We start from the raw sequence: 14930 nt of genomic DNA, 5'->3' as shown, positions 1-14930 counted from the left end.
TAAGCCGCTGGCACTCCCCCCGCAAGAGAGCATGGCCATGATCTACGACCTCATCCTGACAGGCGGCACCGTGGTCAACCACGACGGCGAAGGGAGACGCGACATCGGCGTGAAGGGCGCGCGCATCGCCGCCATCGGCGATCTCCGCCAGGCCTCGGCGGGCGAGACGATCGATTGCCGCGGCCTGCATATCCTGCCGGGCGTCATCGACAGCCAGGTGCACTTTCGTGAGCCGGGATCGGAGCACAAGGAAGATTTGGAAACGGGTTCGCGCGCGGCCGTGCTTGGCGGCGTCACCGCCGTGTTCGAGATGCCCAACACCAATCCTTTGACCACCAGCGAGGCAGCGCTTGCCGACAAGGTTCGGCGCGGCACGGATCGCATGCATTGCGATTTTGCCTTCTGGGTCGGCGGCACCCGCGAAAACGCTGGGGATGTCGGCGAGCTTGAGCGGTTGCCGGGCGCGGCCGGGATCAAGGTTTTCATGGGCTCGTCCACCGGCGACCTGCTGGTCGAGGACGACGAAGGTGTCGCCTCGATCCTGAGAAACACGCGCCGCCGTGCCGCCTTTCATTCGGAAGACGAATTCCGGCTGCGCGAGCGGCTTGGCGAGCGCATCGAGGGCGACCCGGCATCGCACCCTGTCTGGCGTGACGAGATCGCCGCCTTGCGCTGTACCGAACGGCTTGTACGCATCGCGCGCAGCGTTCGCGCCCGCATTCATGTCCTGCACATCTCGACCGCCGAGGAGATTTTGCTCCTCGAACAGCACAAGGATGTCGCGACCTGCGAGGCGACGCCGCATCATTTGACGCTCAGCGCCGACGACTATGCGCGGCTCGGCACGCTGATCCAGATGAACCCGCCGGTGCGCGCCGCCCGCCATCGCGACGGCGTCTGGCACGGCATTGCGCAAGGCATTGTCGACGTGCTCGGCTCCGACCATGCGCCGCACACGCTGGCCGAGAAGGCCAAGCCGTATCCGGCCTCTCCGTCGGGAATGACCGGCGTGCAGACGCTGGTGCCGATCATGCTCGACCACGTCAATGCCGGCCGGCTAACCTTGCAGCGCTTCGTCGACCTGTCCAGTCATGGCCCGCAGCGGATCTTCGGCATGGCCAGGAAAGGCCGCATCGCCGCCGGCTATGACGCCGACTTCACCATCGTCGACATGATGCGGCGCGAGATGATCACCAATGCGCAGGCCGGCTCGAAAGCCGGCTGGACGCCTTATGATGGCAGGGAAGTGACGGGTTGGCCGGTCGGCACCGTCATTCGAGGCCGACGTGTCATGTGGGAGGGGGAAATCGTCACGCCAGGCCAGGGCAAAGCGGTGGAGTTTTCCGAGGCATTGCCCGTCTAGGCTCCCGGATCTCTGCAAGGGCAGAGGCAGAAAGCTCAATCCCCGGCGACGAAGAACGACCACTGTCCGGCAGGCGTGATGCCGACACGGTAGAAAATATAAGCGCCGAACTGCTTCATGTCGTTGAAATCGCCAGCGGTGACGATCTTGAACAGCTCGACCCGCTGCTTGGCGTCCAGCTTGTCCAGCGGCAGGGCGAAGAAATACGGCCACACATAGAGTTCTTGTGGCGTGCCGGCATCGAGGTGGACGTAGCCGGCATTAAGCACCTCCTCCAGGATGGCCAGAATCTCCTGACCGTCTGGGTCGCCGGAGAGGCCCTTGAGGAAGGCGATGGCGTCGCCGTCTATGTCGGTCAGCGATATCTGTGTCATGCTCTCGCCCGTGCCGATCAACGGCCGCAGCTTTTCGATATCGCCGCCCTTGCAGGCTTCGACGATCAGATCGTGCATGCGCCGCACCGGTTCCGGCAGCTTGCCGAGATCGTAGACGACCTCAGGCACCGGCGTTTCCGGATCGACACGCGGTCTGGTCACGCCGCCATCCGCCGGACTGTCCGGCTCGGCTTCGGCAGGAGCAGTCGGCTGGCTGGCCGGCGGCGGTGTTCCGACCGGATTGGGCATCGGCACGGCGCTTCCGGAGGGCGACATGTCGTCGTCGGCCGGCGGCGTGACTGTCGGGGGGAGCTCTTCGCGCTTGATTTCGCTCAGTGCATACACGGGGCTGCTCGCGAGACACACAAGCAGGGGAATCGCGGCACAGCAAGCGGCGAAGGAGATGCGAAGGACCAAGCCATACGGCTTGCCTGACATCGAAAAACTCACTGCCCGTTTCTCCCTGCTTCCGGGCATGACGCCCGAGCGGCATGTTGCCGTCAAAGAACCGGACGTCGGTTCAGTGCCGCAGCCGTTCAGGTTCGAAGGCGCCAGCAATCACCTTTTCACGCATACGGTCGAGCAGGGCAAGGGCCGAGGTCTCGCCATTGGCACGCAACATCTCGCCGAAGGCTGTTTCGAGCGCTGCTTCGGCAATGATCTCGGGCTCTATCCCGGCGGAGAGACCTTCCGCCCAGGCCTCGCTGTGGCTTTCCACGGCGGTCAGGCGTTTTTCTTCCCTGACCAGCGCGTCGATGTCGTTGACACCATGTTCCATAAGCGAATGTCCACCCTTTCAAGCTGCGATCCGTCGATGTGGATCAGGCCTGATCTGTTCATTTCACACGCAGGGACAATTAAGTATTTGTAAATACGACATTTTTTTGATCGTCTTTTACAAAGCCCAATTGCCTTGTGCGAAGCTGCGTTCAGTCCGAGTCAAACTTAGCCGATTGGGGCGGCCTGCGGGGCGAAAACCTTCAGTTTGAGTTAATTCCGCTTTCGTGCGGTAAGGTTTCGTTAATACTGTTGCAGAAGTGCAACATGAGGATTGCACCAAGAGATCGCCCGGCACAAGCCGATATATCGGCTAATGCCCAGCAATGATCCGGATAGTTGTTGATGAGCGAGTGCCTAGTTGCCGTAACGCGAGGCGATATCGCGAGACAGCGTCTCGCCTTCCTTCATGTAGCGGCTGATGGCTTCGGTCGCCGAGGACGTACACCTCGTATAGGTGCCGCCGAAGGAGCGGTAGCCGCGATTGAAGCTGGCAATGAAGCGGGCGCGCCGCTCGGCGTCCGGATTTTCCGAATCGAGCAGTTTTGTCATTTCGACACGCCACTGGTCGCCCTTCTCGCCGCACAGATTGCGGAGGAAATGCAGCGAGCCCAGAACCTCCGCCAGCCGCATCAACCCAGGCTCGAACGGCGATTCGGCGCTGAGCGCGGGCCGTATCGAAACGGTCGCGACGACCGCAAGACACGCGGCGAGGAGCATGGACGGACGGTTCATAAGCCTTCTCTACCCAACGGCGTGGCTCTGCCAAACAGGATAAGTCTTTGTGGCGAAACAATTTGTCGCCTGCAAGGCTGTTTTCAGGGCTTCGGCCCGTCGTCTCCGCGGGGGTCCAACAACTCCTCGGCCACAGCGAACACCGAGCCGGCGAGCGGCAATGCCGCCATCTCGCTGAGTGTATAGAAGGCCGCCGTCTCTGCGTCGTCGCTGGCTACCGCCTCGCCGCCGGCATAGGCCGCGCCGAAGACCGTGAGGAGGTAATCGACCGGGTGGCTGTCATCCCTGCCGTCAATGTGGATTTCCCGCAGCGGGCGATAATTTGTGGCGCGCAAACCGGTTTCTTCCTGAAGTTCGCGCTCTGCCGCTGCCTCCAGCGTCTCGCCGGGTTCGACCTTGCCGCCCGGAAAGGCATAGAGCCCTTGCGAGGGTTGCCGGGCTCGCTTGACCAGAAGCAGGGTGTCTGCACGCACGACGGCGACCGAGACTGCCGGAAGTGTCTTGCGCGCTTCGTTCATGGGTTCCCGATCAGGCGTGTAGGCAGGTCTGTTGTGGACCGCCCAGCATGGGCAAGCTTTAGCGGTTGCGCAATGCCGGTTGCACCGGCACCTTCAGGAACCGAACCTTTCAAAGGGCGCCAATCGACCATGTGCGGACGTTTTGCCTTGACCGCGACGCCGGACCAGACTGCCGCCTTGCTAGGCTTGGCGGAACTGGAGGATTTCCCGGCGCGCTACAACATCGCACCAACCCAGCCGATCCTGATGGCGGTCGCCGGCCCCCCGCGGGCGCCGGGCTCGAATCTGCCGGACCGGCAACCAATGCTGGTGCGCTGGGGGCTGATCCCGACCTGGGTGAAGGACACACGCGAGTTTCCGCTGCTGTTCAACGCGCGCTCCGAAGGGGCTACCGAAAAGGCGTCGTTCAAGGCCGCCATGCGCCATCGCCGCGCCTTGGTGCCGGCCTCCGGCTTTTATGAATGGCGGCAAACCGGCGGCAAGAAAGGCCAGCCTTACTGGATCCGGCCCAGGCATGGCGGGTTGGTCGCCTTTGCCGGCCTGGTCGAGACCTATGCCGAGCCGGGCGGTTCGGAAATGGATACCGGCGCCATTCTGACCATCAACGCCAATGCCGATATCGCGCATATCCACGACCGCATGCCTGTGGTGATCGACCCCAGGGATTTCGCCCGTTGGCTGGATTGCCGCACGCTCGAACCGCGTGATGTCGCCGATCTGTTGCGGCCGGCTCAACTCGATTTCTTCGAGGCCATTCCCGTCTCCGGCCTGGTCAACAAGGTCGCCAACACCGGACCGGAGGTTCAGGAGCGGGGCGAGATCGGGCCGGAGCCCGAAAAGGTCAAGCGCCAGAAGCCCGGCGCGGACGACAATCAGATGACGTTGTTCTAGCTGAACTGTTCTTCAGCGGCGTATGTCTGCGCCATTTGCCGGGCGCCCTTGGCGCCGGGCCGCACACCACTTCAGGCGGCGCGGGGCGACACGATCTTCTGTACCGGCTTTTTCTTCTTCGCGGTGTGAAGGAGGGCGGCGACGATCGCGGCCGGGCCGATCGCGCGATAGTGGTTGGCCAGTGCCGGCTGCTTGGCTCGGTTGGCTTCCTGCTTGGTTCGGGGCATGTCTCTCTTCCCAGGTAACATTTTCGTGTCTGCGTTTGATGGCCGATTCTGACCAAATCGTGACGCCTGCTGATCTAGCCGGCGAATGTTTCATGACTGTGCCGACATGTTTAATAAAATGTTTCAGTGCATCATTACCTGTGATCCAGCGACGTTTTTGCCGAAACTTGCGACTTGACGGCAACACATGCCAAGGCGATAAAGCCGCCCATGAAAACGTCTTTCGCCATTTGTGGCATTTGCATTATTGGCTAGCCTCGCGCTGGTCCGGACGTTTTCGCCTCATCTTTCCCCAGATTGGACAAACGCCCCGGCCAGCAGGCTGGAGCCTGATTTGCGTTTCGCGCAGGGCTGGCTTCGTCAAATTGAGTTCTGAACCGGGAAGGCACGAATGTCCGACGCATCGCAGGGCCTGCGCCTCTACAACACGCTGACGCGGACGAAAGAGGATTTCGTCCCGATCGATCCAGACAATGTGCGCATGTATGTCTGCGGCCCGACCGTCTACGACTTTGCCCATATCGGCAATGCCAGGCCGGTGATCGTCTTTGACGTGCTTTTCCGCTTGCTGCGTCACGTCTATGGGCAGGCGCACGTCACCTATGTGCGCAACATCACCGACGTCGACGACAAGATCAACGCGCGCGCTCTGCGCGACTTCGGCGGCGAGATCGCTTCCGGAACACTTTCGCTCAACGAGGCGATCAGGCGGGTCACCGAAAAGACCGCCGATCAGTTCCATCGGGACGTGGCGGTTCTCGGCTGCCTGGAGCCGACGGTCGAGCCGCGCGCCACCGAATTCGTCGAGCCCCGCGCCGACGGCAAAGTCGACATGATCACCTTGATTCAAAGCCTGATCGAACGCGGCCATGCCTATGTTGCCGCGGGCGAAGTCCTGTTCGACACCGCGTCGATGCCGGACTACGGCCAGCTGTCGAAGCGCAATCTCGACGAGCAACAGGCCGGTGCTCGCATCGCCGTCGACGCGCACAAGAAAAATCCCGGCGATTTTGTGCTGTGGAAGCTGTCGTCGCCGGAGGAGCCTGGCTGGAATTCGCCATGGGGCAGGGGTCGGCCGGGCTGGCACATCGAATGCTCGGCAATGTCGGCCGCCTATCTCGGCGAGGTGTTCGACATCCATGGCGGCGGCCTCGACCTGATCTTCCCGCACCATGAGAACGAGATCGCCCAGTCGCGCTGCGCCCATGGCACGGACGTGATGGCCAACATCTGGATGCACAACGGCTTCCTCCAGGTCGAAGGTCAGAAAATGTCGAAAAGCGTCGGCAATTTCTATTCGATCAACGAACTGCTCGAGACCGAGACGTTTGGCGGCCGCAAATGGCCGGGCGAGGTGCTGCGGCTGGCGATGCTGATGACGCACTATCGCGAACCGATCGACTTTTCCGTGCGCAAGCTGGAAGAGGCCGAGAACACGCTGCGCAAATGGAAGCGGGCCGCCGACCTTGCGCCGGCCGCCGCAGGACTGCTGCCCGTGCAGGTCATCGATGCCTTGTCGGACGATCTCGCAACCTATGCCGCCTTCCAGGTCTTGACGCAATTGGCTGGCGAGGCAGCGGACGGCAACGATGCGGCGGCTGCGCTGAAGGCGTCGCTGCTGTTCCTCGGCTTCGATGTCGCGTCGGCGACGGTTGATGAAGACCACGTCGCCAAGGCAATCGCCAAGCGTCTCGCATTCATCGCCGCCAAGAACTGGGCCGAGGCCGACCGCATCCGCGACGAACTGCTGGCTCAAGGTGTACAGTTGAAGGACGGTAAGGATCCGGTCACTGGCGAGCGCATCACCACCTGGGAGGTAAAAAGATGATCGACCATCTCGGCATCACCGTTGCCGATTTCGACGCTTCGAAGGCTTTCTATGACAAGGCGATGGCCCCGCTTGGTGCGGCGCTGCTTTACATGGTGCCGCTGGAATATACCGGGGGTGCCAAGGTCGGCGGCTATGGCCGTGACCGGCCGGTGTTCTGGCTGAGTACCGGCAAGGACAAGCCCAGGGATCACCAGCACGTCGCCTTCACCGCGCGCAGCCGCGCCGAGGTCGATGCCTTCCATGCCGCAGCCCTTGCCGCCGGTGGCAAGGACAATGGCGGGCCAGGCCTGCGGCCGCATTATCACCCGAGCTACTATGGCGCCTTCGTCTTCGATCCCGATGGCAACAATGTCGAGGCCGTCTGCCATGTCCCGGAGTGAGCGGTGATGAGCCTCGACAACCGGCCGGTCTACACCGGCGGCTGCCAGTGCGGCGCGGTGCGCTTTCGCGTTGAAGGCGCGCTCGGCGACGCTTCGGTCTGCCATTGCCGCATGTGCCAGAAGGCGTTCGGCTCGTTCTATGCGCCGCTGGTTTCGGTGCGTGGCGCCCGGCTCGACTGGACGCGCGGCGAGCCGAAATACTTCCGCTCCTCCAACCATGTCGATCGCGGTTTTTGCGCGGATTGCGGCACGCCGCTGACCTTCACCGCGCCGGACGGCGTTGGCCTCGCCATCGGCGCGTTCGACAATCCGGCGGAGATCGTGCCGCTGATCCAATGGGGCACCGAGGCAAAGCTGCCTTACGTCGATACGATCCCGCAATTGCCGGGCGAGGAGACGATGGCCGACGTGTCGTCGGCCTCTTATCTGGCGGATCTCGTCTCCTATCAGCATCCGGACCACGACACCGAACAATGGCCGCCAAAGGAAAGATCATGACCGATCAGGTAAGAACCGGCGGCTGCCAGTGTGGCGCCGTGCGTTTCCGCATTCATGGAGCGCTCGGCCGTCCATCGATCTGCCATTGCCGCATGTGCCAGAAGCAGTTCGGCTCGTTCTTCGGTGCACTGGTCACGGTGCCCAGGGACGGCGTCGAATGGACCCATGAAGAGCCGAGCTATTTCCAGTCGTCGGTCAACATTGATCGCGGTTTCTGCGCCCGCTGCGGGACGCCGCTGACCTACCGACAGCCCGGCGGACTCGAGATCGCTATCGGTGCCTTCGACGACCGCTCCGATCTTGCCCCGCAGATCCAGGTCAACTACGCCGCGCGGCTGCCCTGGGTGGAGACGATCTTCGATCAGCCCGTCCACCAGGATCCTGATTATTACAACAGGCAGGAATCCATCATCTCCTTCCAGCACCCAGACCATGAAACAGCGGACTGGCCGACCAAAGGTTTGCAGCTATGAGCAGTCAATTGCGTACGCTTTATCCCGAGATCGAGGCGTTCGATTCCGGCATGCTGGATGTCGGCGACGGCCATCAGGTCTACTGGGAGCGTTCGGGCACGAGGGGCGCCAAGCCGGCGGTGTTCCTGCATGGCGGGCCGGGCGGCACCATTTCGCCAAAACACCGGCGGCTGTTCGACCCGAAGCTCTACGATGTCATCCTGTTCGACCAGCGCGGCTGCGGAAAATCGACGCCCAACGCCTCGCTCGAAACCAATACGACCTGGCACCTGGTCGCCGACATCGAACGCCTGCGCGAAATGGCCGGCTTCGACAAATGGCTGGTGTTCGGCGGCTCCTGGGGGTCGACGCTGGCGCTCGCCTATGCCGAGACGCACCCCGAACGCGTCAGTGAGTTGGTGGTACGCGGCATCTACACGCTGACGCGAGCCGAACTCGAATGGTACTATCAATTCGGCGTCTCGGAAATGTTCCCGGACAAATGGGAGCGCTTCCTGGCGCCGATCCCGGAGGCCGAGCGCGGCGACATGATGGCTGCCTACCGCAAGCGGCTGGTCGGCACGGATCGCAAGGCGCAGATCGAGGCGGCCCGCGCCTGGAGCCTGTGGGAAGGCGAAACGATCACGCTTTTGCCCGAGCCGGAGACCAGCGGACCATTTGGGCAGGACGACTATGCCATCGCCTTTGCCCGCATCGAGAATCACTATTTCGTCCATGCCGGCTGGCTGGAGGAAGGGCAGTTGCTGCGCGACGCGCACAAGCTGGCTGACATTCCCGGCACCATCGTCCATGGCCGCTACGACATGCCGTGCCCGGCGCATTATGCCTGGGCGCTGCACAAGGCCTGGCCAAAGGCGGATTTCCACCTGATCGAGGGCGCCGGTCATGCTTATTCGGAGCCGGGGATTTTGGATCGGCTGATCCGCGCGACGGACAAGTTTGCAGGCAAATGACCATGACCCGCGAGCGCCTCTATCTCTTCGACACCACATTGCGCGATGGCCAGCAGACCCCTGGCATCGACTTTTCCGTCGAGGACAAGATCGCCATCGCGAAACTGCTCGATGCTTTTGGCCTCGACTATGTCGAAGGTGGCTATCCCGGCGCCAATCCGACCGACACCGCCTTCTTCCAGGAGAAACGTACGTCGCGCGCCAAATTCGTCGCCTTCGGCATGACCAAACGGGCTGGGGTGTCGGCTTCCAACGATCCCGGCCTTGCTTCGCTCGTGCAATCCAAGTCGGATGCCATCTGCTTCGTCGCCAAGAGTTGGGACTACCATGTCCGTGTCGCGCTCGGCTGCACCAATGAGGAGAACCTCGACGCCATCAAGGCCTCCGTCGAGGCGGCGATCGCCGCCGGCAAGGAGGCGTTGGTCGACTGCGAGCATTTTTTCGACGGCTTCAAGGCCAATCCCGATTATGCGCTGGCCTGCGCCAGGACCGCCTATGATGCCGGCGCGCGCTGGGTGGTGCTGTGTGACACCAATGGAGGCACGCAGCCCTCGGAAGTCCGCGCCATCGTCGAGAAGGTTATTTTATCAGGTATTTCAGGCGATCATCTCGGCATCCATGCCCATGACGACACCGGCCAGGCCGTGGCCAATTCCCTCGCCGCTGTCGAGGCCGGCGTGCGCCAGATCCAGGGCACACTCAATGGCATCGGCGAGCGCTGCGGCAACGCCAATTTGATCTCGATCGTACCGACGCTGGCGTTAAAACCGGCCTTCGCCGATCGTTTCGACACCGGTATTTCGGCTGAGGCGCTGACCGGCATTTCGCGCCTGTCCCGCGCCTTCGACGAACTCCTGAACCGAGCGCCAGAGGCACAGGCGCCCTATGTCGGGGCCTCTGCTTTCGCCACCAAGGCAGGCATCCATGCCTCCGCGCTGGCCAAGGAGCCGGCGACCTATGAGCATGTACCCCCGGAAACGGTCGGTAACCGCCGCCGCGTCATGGTTTCGGACCAGGGCGGCAAGGCCAATTTCCTCGCCGAGCTGAGGCGGCGCGGCATCGAGGTGCCGAAGGACGATCACCGGCTCGACGCGCTGATATCAGTGGTCAAGGAGCGCGAGGCCGAGGGCTACGCCTATGAGGGCGCCGATGCCAGCTTCGAGCTCCTGGCACGCAAGATGCTGCACGGCCTGCCGGAGTTCTTCAACGTCACCTCGTTCCGCTGCATGGTCGAGCGCCGCTTCGACGCCAACGGCCAGCTGAAGACGGTCTCCGAAGCGATCGTCAAGGTGGTGGTCGACGGCGAGGAGAAGATGTCGGTGGCCGAGGGGCATGGGCCGGTCAACGCACTCGACATCGCGCTGCGCAAGGACCTCGGCAAATTTCAGGGCGAGATCGCCGACATGGAGCTGGCCGACTTCAAGGTGCGTATCCTCAATGGCGGCACCGAGGCGATCACCCGCGTTCTGATCGAATCGCATGACGGCACCGGCGCGCGCTGGTGGACGGTCGGCGTTTCCGAAAACATCATCGACGCCTCGTTCCAGGCGCTGATGGATTCCATCGTCTACAAGCTGATGAAGAACCGCGAGATGGCCGGACTGGTGGCCGCCGAATAGGGTTGAACCATCAGCGAAAGTCCATTGATCCATCAGAACTTTGCGATGGTCTTGCCAAGGTGACTGGGCCATAGCGTTGGCCCATGGCCACTGAAGCAATTACCCTGGACGCGGATTCCAAGGCCCGGCGCGGCTTTCTGCTGGCGCTCGGCGCCTATCTGCTGTGGGGATTGCTGCCCTTCTACATGAAGGCGGTCGCTCATCTGCCGCTCGCCGAAGTCATTGCCCATCGCATCGTATGGTCGGTGCCGATCGCCGCCGCCGTTCTGATCTGGGCCGGCCGCATGGCGGATTTCAAGGCGGCACTGCGCTCGCCGCGCACCATCGCCATGGCCGCGCTGACGGCGGCGCTGATCTCGGTCAACTGGGGCATCTATGTCTGGGCGATCGCTGTCGACCGCACCGTCGAAACCGCGCTCGGCTACTACATCAATCCACTGGTCAACGTCGTCGTCGGCGCGCTGCTGCTTGGCGAGCGGCTCGACCGGCTGCAGATCGCCGCGGTGGTGCTGGCGGCCGTCGCGGTCGCCGTGCTGACCGTCGAGGGCGGCAAGCTGCCCTGGGTGTCGCTGGCGCTGGCGTTTTCCTTCGCCGCCTACGCCTTCTTCCGCAAGACGCTGCCGATCGGACCGAGCCAGGGATTTTTGCTCGAAGTCCTTCTGCTGTCGGTGCCGGCGCTTGGCTACATCGTCTATCTCATCGCGACCGAACAGGACCACATCTTATCCAGCAGTGGCACCGATACGGCATTGCTGATCGGCTGCGGTCCGGTCACATCGATCCCGCTGCTGCTGTTTGCGTTCGGCGCGAGGCTGCTGCGGCTGTCCACCATCGGCATCATGCAGTACATCGCGCCGACCATTGTGTTTCTGATCGCCGTGCTGATCTTCGACGAGCCTTTCGGCACCACCCAGGCGATTGCCTTTGGCCTGATCTGGACAGCGCTCGCGATGTATTCCTGGTCGATGTTCCGTGGCCGCGAGATCCGGCCGGCGGTGCCGGCTGCAAGGTAAGGATCCCCTATGTACCTGCTGCATATCGCCAACAAGAATTATTCCTCATGGTCGCTGCGGCCTTGGGTGTTGATGCGAGAGCTGAACATCCCGTTCGAGGAACGGCTGACGCCATTCCCGACCGCATCGAGTTGGGATCTGTACCGGCCCTTCTCGCCGAGCGGCCGCGTGCCGTGCCTGATCGACGATGGCTGGGCGGTCTGGGATTCGCTGGCCATCGTCGAATATCTGGCCGAACGCCACCATGGCGTGTGGCCTGTCGAGGTCAAGGCGCGCGCCTGGGCACGCTCGGCCGCCGCCGAGATGCATTCGAGCTTCACCGCATTGCGCGGGGCATGCCCGATGAGTTGCGGCGTGCGCGTAAAGCCATTCCCGATGTCCGATGCGCTGAAGCAGGACATCTTTCGCCTCGGCGATCTCTGGAACGATGGCCTTGCCCGTTTCGGCGGGCCGTTTCTGGCCGGCGCTCATTTTACCGCCGTCGACGCTTTCTTTGCCCCGGTGGCGTTCCGCGCCCAGTCCTATGGGCTCTCCTTCGAGGGTGCGGCTGCGGCTTATCCGGCGCAATTGCTTGCCCTGCCGGCGATGCGCGAATGGTATGCGGCTGGCTTGGCCGAGACCTGGCGCGAGCCCGACCACGAAGCGGAAGCCGCCGCCGCCGGCACCGTCATCGAGGATCTTCGCGCCTCGGCGTGAAAGTCGCCGGGCGGGCGTTACATCTGTCCGAGCCGCCTGACAAAGAGATAGGTCGCGCCCGCGATCACCATCGCTACCGCCGTCACCACCCAGAAGCCCATTGGCGTGTCGACCAGCGGCAGGCCGCCGACATTCATGCCGAACAGGCCCGAGATAATGGTCATCGGCAACAGCACCGCCGTCATCACCGACAGTACGTACAGCAGCCGGTTCGACTGCGTCGTCAGCTTGGCCATAAGCTCGTCCTGCAACAGCCGGGCGCGTGCCTGCAATTGTTCGCCATCATAGTGCAGCGTCTGCGCCCTGTGTGAAAGACGCGCGGCCATGTCGTTGATGCTGTCGGGCAGGTCGTTACGGTGCGAGTGGTCGAGATGGCGAAACAGATTGGTCAACGTCGCCATCTGCCTGTGGATCACCACCAGATGCCGGCGCGCGTCGACGAGGGATCGCCGTTCATTGTGCCATGCGTCGCAGACGATGCGATCCTCGATCCCGTCGAGGCTGTCGCCGAGTGCCGCAAGTTCAGCCACCATGCCGTCAAAAGACTGGCCGACAACCGCCTCGATCAACTCGGCCGGCGAGCGGAACTTGCGCGATCCATTCTCGATCGCCTTGCGGATGTTGTCGACCGACTGCAGCGGTTGCTTGCGGGCGCCGACCAGCATCGTGTCGTTGAGCGCGAAGCGGAAATGGCCAAGCCCGCCCGCTTCCGCCGAATAGTCATGGCGCAGGTCCGGCAGATCGCCATAGAGCCAGTCGTCCTCGAGGTCGATATGGCAGCCATGGCTGGCGGACAGGAAAGCTTCGCGCACAGGTGCCGGCAAAGCCTGGTCGGCGCCGATCTCATGGCGGGCCCGCATGTCGGAAAGCTGGTAGCTGCGCCATGTCCAGTGCGCGGCGGCGGCGTCCTTGGTTCGCACGCCCTCAGCGGTGAAATGATAGATGAAGAACAATCCGTGCTCGTCGGGCAGGTAGGGCGACAGGTCTGTGCCTTCCGGGGCGAGAGTGATATCCATGGGGCGGTGCCAGATGCATGTTCCGAAAAGGCACCGCACGGCGGCTGCCTGGCCTTGATTTCTAGCACGAGCGAACCCGGTTCCGTGTGACGGTTTCTTGACAGCCGATCACGGTCTGTCGATCACCCACGTCAATCCGGTGGTGACGCCTTCGCCACCCCGGATTGTGCCCCGGTCAGTGCTTCGGGCCGAAGCCGGGGTAGGGCTTGAGGGGCACGATTGCGGCAATGTCCATCATGCCGGCCTTGACCAGCGGCAAGGTGGCGAGATGGCCGCGAACCTCTGCATCATCGGCGGCTTCGAGCATCATGCCGCTGCCCGGGATGTCGCCTCGGTTCCACACCTGGCGTACCGCGCCTTCGGCATAGAGCGTGCGCCGCTGTTCGGCTTCGCCGGGCAGAAGCGGAGCGAAATCGGCATCGGCAAATTTTTCGGTGTTGCGGGTGAGAAGGGCAAAGAACTGCATGGCGGTCTCCTTTGGTTGGATGGCCGAACTATCGCTCCCGCTGGTCAGACTGTCCAAGACTGGTTAGGCTAAAGTTGAGACCTCGGGGGACTGGAGCTTGGAGAAAAAATGTTCGACCTGCGCCAGATCAGGTATTTCGTCACCGTCGCCGAAACCGGCAATGTCGGGCGCGCCGCCGAGATGCTGCATATTTCCCAGTCGCCACTCAGCCGGCAGATCATGCAGCTCGAGGAGCAGCTCGGCGTCGCTCTGTTCGAACGGGCAAAACAGCGGGTCCATCTCAACGCCGAGGGCCGGGCCTTCCTTACCGAGGCCCGCGCGCTGCTGTCCAATGCGCGCCGACTGGAAGAGTTCGGCCGCAACCTGGCCAGCGGCGCCGTCGGCCGGCTCGCCATCGGCTATGTCGAAGGGGCCGTTCATGCCGGGCTTGTCGCCGGGATGCTGCGCCAGTTCCGTCGCGACCGGCCAGATTTCCACTTGCAACTGAGAAGCCTGCGTTCGGCGGCGCAGTTGGAAGGGCTACGGCAGCGGTCGCTGGATCTGGGCTTTGTCTACTCGCCGCCAGCCGATGATGACCCGGATGTCGCCGCCATGGCGCTGCGGCATGAGCCGCTGGTGCTGGCGATCCCCGAAGATGATCCGCTTGTTCAATTACCAGAGGTTGGGCCGTATCACCTTGACGGTCGCACCTGGATCACCGTCGTGCGCCAGCCGGACGACACCAATCGCGGCCAGTTCCTTGCCGCCTGCGCCAAAGCCGGCTTTCTGCCCGACATCGCCTATGAAACGGCGGATCCGCTGACCTCGCTCGGCCTTGTCAGCGCAGGTCTCGGCCTGGCGACGGTGCAAGCCAGCCTGCGCGCCGCTGCGCCGCCGCGGATCGTATTTCGCGACCTGCCGTGGTTCGACCGCACGGTTTCACTCCATCTCGCCTGGCGGCGTCAAGAGCGGCGGGCGGTGATTGCCGATTTGCGGCAGGCTGCGGAGGAAGAGGGGAGTAGGGGAGTAGGGGAGTAGGGGAGTAGGGCAGTAGGGCAGTAGGGCAGTAGGGCAGGACACTCCAGGCAATTCACATACTGCCTTACTGCCCTATTCCCTTA

Annotated in this window: 18 protein-coding genes; 11 read left to right on the top strand and 7 right to left on the bottom strand. The window is 63.0% G+C overall.

Going from position 1 to position 14930, the window contains the following annotated elements:
- The first annotated feature begins 31 nt into the window (after positions 1 to 31).
- On the top strand, positions 32 to 1363 hold the full coding sequence (locus tag EJ079_RS29590) for a dihydroorotase (protein WP_164873873.1): 1332 nt from the start codon (positions 32 to 34) through the stop codon (positions 1361 to 1363).
- 35 nt (positions 1364 to 1398) lie between these two features.
- Here the strand turns inward: EJ079_RS29590 and EJ079_RS29585 are convergent, their stop codons facing one another.
- From EJ079_RS29585 to EJ079_RS29570, 4 genes are all read right to left on the bottom strand, one after another.
- On the bottom strand, positions 1399 to 2187 hold the full coding sequence (locus EJ079_RS29585) for a hypothetical protein (protein WP_164873872.1): 789 nt from the start codon (positions 2185 to 2187) through the stop codon (positions 1399 to 1401).
- 70 nt (positions 2188 to 2257) lie between these two features.
- Positions 2258 to 2515 (bottom strand): hypothetical protein, encoded by a 258-nt coding sequence (locus EJ079_RS29580; RefSeq protein ID WP_008874920.1) that lies wholly within the window; start codon positions 2513 to 2515, stop codon positions 2258 to 2260.
- A gap of 356 nt (positions 2516 to 2871) precedes the next feature.
- Entirely contained in the window at positions 2872 to 3249 is a 378-nt protein-coding gene (locus EJ079_RS29575) for a TIGR02301 family protein (RefSeq protein WP_127270900.1), read from the bottom strand.
- Positions 3250 to 3332: 83 nt separating this feature from the next.
- Positions 3333 to 3767, bottom strand: a complete 435-nt coding sequence (locus EJ079_RS29570) for an NUDIX hydrolase (protein ID WP_127398805.1) — start codon at positions 3765 to 3767, stop codon at positions 3333 to 3335.
- Between the two features lie 129 nt (positions 3768 to 3896).
- Here EJ079_RS29570 and EJ079_RS29565 point away from each other — a divergent pair, with 129 nt between their 5' ends.
- Positions 3897 to 4658 (top strand): SOS response-associated peptidase, encoded by a 762-nt coding sequence (locus tag EJ079_RS29565; protein WP_127398806.1) that lies wholly within the window; start codon positions 3897 to 3899, stop codon positions 4656 to 4658.
- Between the two features lie 71 nt (positions 4659 to 4729).
- Here the strand turns inward: EJ079_RS29565 and EJ079_RS29560 are convergent, their stop codons facing one another.
- Entirely contained in the window at positions 4730 to 4885 is a 156-nt protein-coding gene (locus tag EJ079_RS29560) for a hypothetical protein (RefSeq protein ID WP_081738801.1), read from the bottom strand.
- 391 nt (positions 4886 to 5276) lie between these two features.
- Here EJ079_RS29560 and cysS point away from each other — a divergent pair, with 391 nt between their 5' ends.
- The 8 genes from cysS (at position 5277) to EJ079_RS29520 (ending at position 12348) form a co-directional block, all read left to right on the top strand.
- The gene (cysS, locus tag EJ079_RS29555; RefSeq protein ID WP_127810878.1) at positions 5277 to 6713 is read left to right on the top strand and encodes a cysteine--tRNA ligase; all 1437 of its coding nucleotides are present in this window, start codon (positions 5277 to 5279) and stop codon (positions 6711 to 6713) included.
- On the top strand, positions 6710 to 7096 hold the full coding sequence (locus EJ079_RS29550; protein ID WP_127268542.1) for a VOC family protein: 387 nt from the start codon (positions 6710 to 6712) through the stop codon (positions 7094 to 7096). Before cysS ends, EJ079_RS29550 begins: the two co-directional genes overlap by 4 nt.
- A gap of 6 nt (positions 7097 to 7102) precedes the next feature.
- The gene (locus tag EJ079_RS29545; RefSeq protein ID WP_127268543.1) at positions 7103 to 7594 is read left to right on the top strand and encodes a GFA family protein; all 492 of its coding nucleotides are present in this window, start codon (positions 7103 to 7105) and stop codon (positions 7592 to 7594) included.
- Positions 7591 to 8067 carry a GFA family protein gene (locus tag EJ079_RS29540; protein ID WP_027038010.1) on the top strand — a complete coding sequence of 159 codons (477 nt, stop codon included), beginning with the start codon at positions 7591 to 7593 and terminating at the stop codon, positions 8065 to 8067. Before EJ079_RS29545 ends, EJ079_RS29540 begins: the two co-directional genes overlap by 4 nt.
- Positions 8064 to 9020: a prolyl aminopeptidase gene (gene pip, locus EJ079_RS29535; RefSeq protein WP_127268544.1), complete on the top strand. Its 957-nt coding sequence runs from the start codon at positions 8064 to 8066 to the stop codon at positions 9018 to 9020. The genes EJ079_RS29540 and pip overlap by 4 nt, the downstream gene beginning before the upstream one ends.
- Positions 9017 to 10639, top strand: coding sequence for a citramalate synthase (gene cimA, locus EJ079_RS29530; protein WP_174800330.1), 1623 nt, complete (start codon positions 9017 to 9019; stop codon positions 10637 to 10639). The genes pip and cimA overlap by 4 nt, the downstream gene beginning before the upstream one ends.
- A gap of 83 nt (positions 10640 to 10722) precedes the next feature.
- Positions 10723 to 11652 (top strand): EamA family transporter RarD, encoded by a 930-nt coding sequence (gene rarD, locus EJ079_RS29525; protein WP_127271670.1) that lies wholly within the window; start codon positions 10723 to 10725, stop codon positions 11650 to 11652.
- Positions 11653 to 11661: 9 nt separating this feature from the next.
- On the top strand, positions 11662 to 12348 hold the full coding sequence (locus tag EJ079_RS29520; RefSeq protein ID WP_127810876.1) for a glutathione S-transferase family protein: 687 nt from the start codon (positions 11662 to 11664) through the stop codon (positions 12346 to 12348).
- A 17-nt stretch (positions 12349 to 12365) separates the two neighbouring features.
- Here the strand turns inward: EJ079_RS29520 and EJ079_RS29515 are convergent, their stop codons facing one another.
- Both EJ079_RS29515 and EJ079_RS29510 read right to left on the bottom strand, forming a co-directional pair.
- Positions 12366 to 13364 (bottom strand): transporter, encoded by a 999-nt coding sequence (locus tag EJ079_RS29515; RefSeq protein WP_127810875.1) that lies wholly within the window; start codon positions 13362 to 13364, stop codon positions 12366 to 12368.
- Positions 13365 to 13539: 175 nt separating this feature from the next.
- Entirely contained in the window at positions 13540 to 13830 is a 291-nt protein-coding gene (locus tag EJ079_RS29510; RefSeq protein WP_127271666.1) for a muconolactone Delta-isomerase family protein, read from the bottom strand.
- Positions 13831 to 13938: 108 nt separating this feature from the next.
- On the opposite strand from EJ079_RS29510, the gene EJ079_RS29505 reads away from it, so the two are divergent.
- Entirely contained in the window at positions 13939 to 14847 is a 909-nt protein-coding gene (locus EJ079_RS29505) for a LysR substrate-binding domain-containing protein (protein WP_127810874.1), read from the top strand.
- Positions 14848 to 14930 lie beyond the last annotated feature (83 nt).

This window comes from Mesorhizobium sp. M7A.F.Ce.TU.012.03.2.1 (assembly GCF_004006095.1).
Taxonomy (GTDB): domain Bacteria; phylum Pseudomonadota; class Alphaproteobacteria; order Rhizobiales; family Rhizobiaceae; genus Mesorhizobium.
This window is presented reverse-complemented; position numbering and strand designations above follow the sequence as displayed.

Excerpts from the sequence above, each read along its gene's own strand:
- EJ079_RS29590 (WP_164873873.1), top strand. The coding sequence starts at position 32 with ATGGCCATGATCTACGACCTCATCCTGACAGGCGGCACCGTGGTCAAC.
- EJ079_RS29580 (WP_008874920.1), bottom strand. The coding sequence starts at position 2,515 with ATGGAACATGGTGTCAACGACATCGACGCGCTGGTCAGGGAAGAAAAA.
- EJ079_RS29575 (WP_127270900.1), bottom strand. The coding sequence starts at position 3,249 with ATGAACCGTCCGTCCATGCTCCTCGCCGCGTGTCTTGCGGTCGTCGCG.
- EJ079_RS29570 (WP_127398805.1), bottom strand. The coding sequence starts at position 3,767 with ATGAACGAAGCGCGCAAGACACTTCCGGCAGTCTCGGTCGCCGTCGTG.
- EJ079_RS29565 (WP_127398806.1), top strand. The coding sequence starts at position 3,897 with ATGTGCGGACGTTTTGCCTTGACCGCGACGCCGGACCAGACTGCCGCC.
- EJ079_RS29560 (WP_081738801.1), bottom strand. The coding sequence starts at position 4,885 with ATGCCCCGAACCAAGCAGGAAGCCAACCGAGCCAAGCAGCCGGCACTG.
- cysS (WP_127810878.1), top strand. The coding sequence starts at position 5,277 with ATGTCCGACGCATCGCAGGGCCTGCGCCTCTACAACACGCTGACGCGG.
- EJ079_RS29550 (WP_127268542.1), top strand. The coding sequence starts at position 6,710 with ATGATCGACCATCTCGGCATCACCGTTGCCGATTTCGACGCTTCGAAG.
- EJ079_RS29545 (WP_127268543.1), top strand. The coding sequence starts at position 7,103 with ATGAGCCTCGACAACCGGCCGGTCTACACCGGCGGCTGCCAGTGCGGC.
- EJ079_RS29540 (WP_027038010.1), top strand. The coding sequence starts at position 7,591 with ATGACCGATCAGGTAAGAACCGGCGGCTGCCAGTGTGGCGCCGTGCGT.
- pip (WP_127268544.1), top strand. The coding sequence starts at position 8,064 with ATGAGCAGTCAATTGCGTACGCTTTATCCCGAGATCGAGGCGTTCGAT.
- cimA (WP_174800330.1), top strand. The coding sequence starts at position 9,017 with ATGACCATGACCCGCGAGCGCCTCTATCTCTTCGACACCACATTGCGC.
- rarD (WP_127271670.1), top strand. The coding sequence starts at position 10,723 with ATGGCCACTGAAGCAATTACCCTGGACGCGGATTCCAAGGCCCGGCGC.
- EJ079_RS29520 (WP_127810876.1), top strand. The coding sequence starts at position 11,662 with ATGTACCTGCTGCATATCGCCAACAAGAATTATTCCTCATGGTCGCTG.
- EJ079_RS29515 (WP_127810875.1), bottom strand. The coding sequence starts at position 13,364 with ATGGATATCACTCTCGCCCCGGAAGGCACAGACCTGTCGCCCTACCTG.
- EJ079_RS29510 (WP_127271666.1), bottom strand. The coding sequence starts at position 13,830 with ATGCAGTTCTTTGCCCTTCTCACCCGCAACACCGAAAAATTTGCCGAT.
- EJ079_RS29505 (WP_127810874.1), top strand. The coding sequence starts at position 13,939 with ATGTTCGACCTGCGCCAGATCAGGTATTTCGTCACCGTCGCCGAAACC.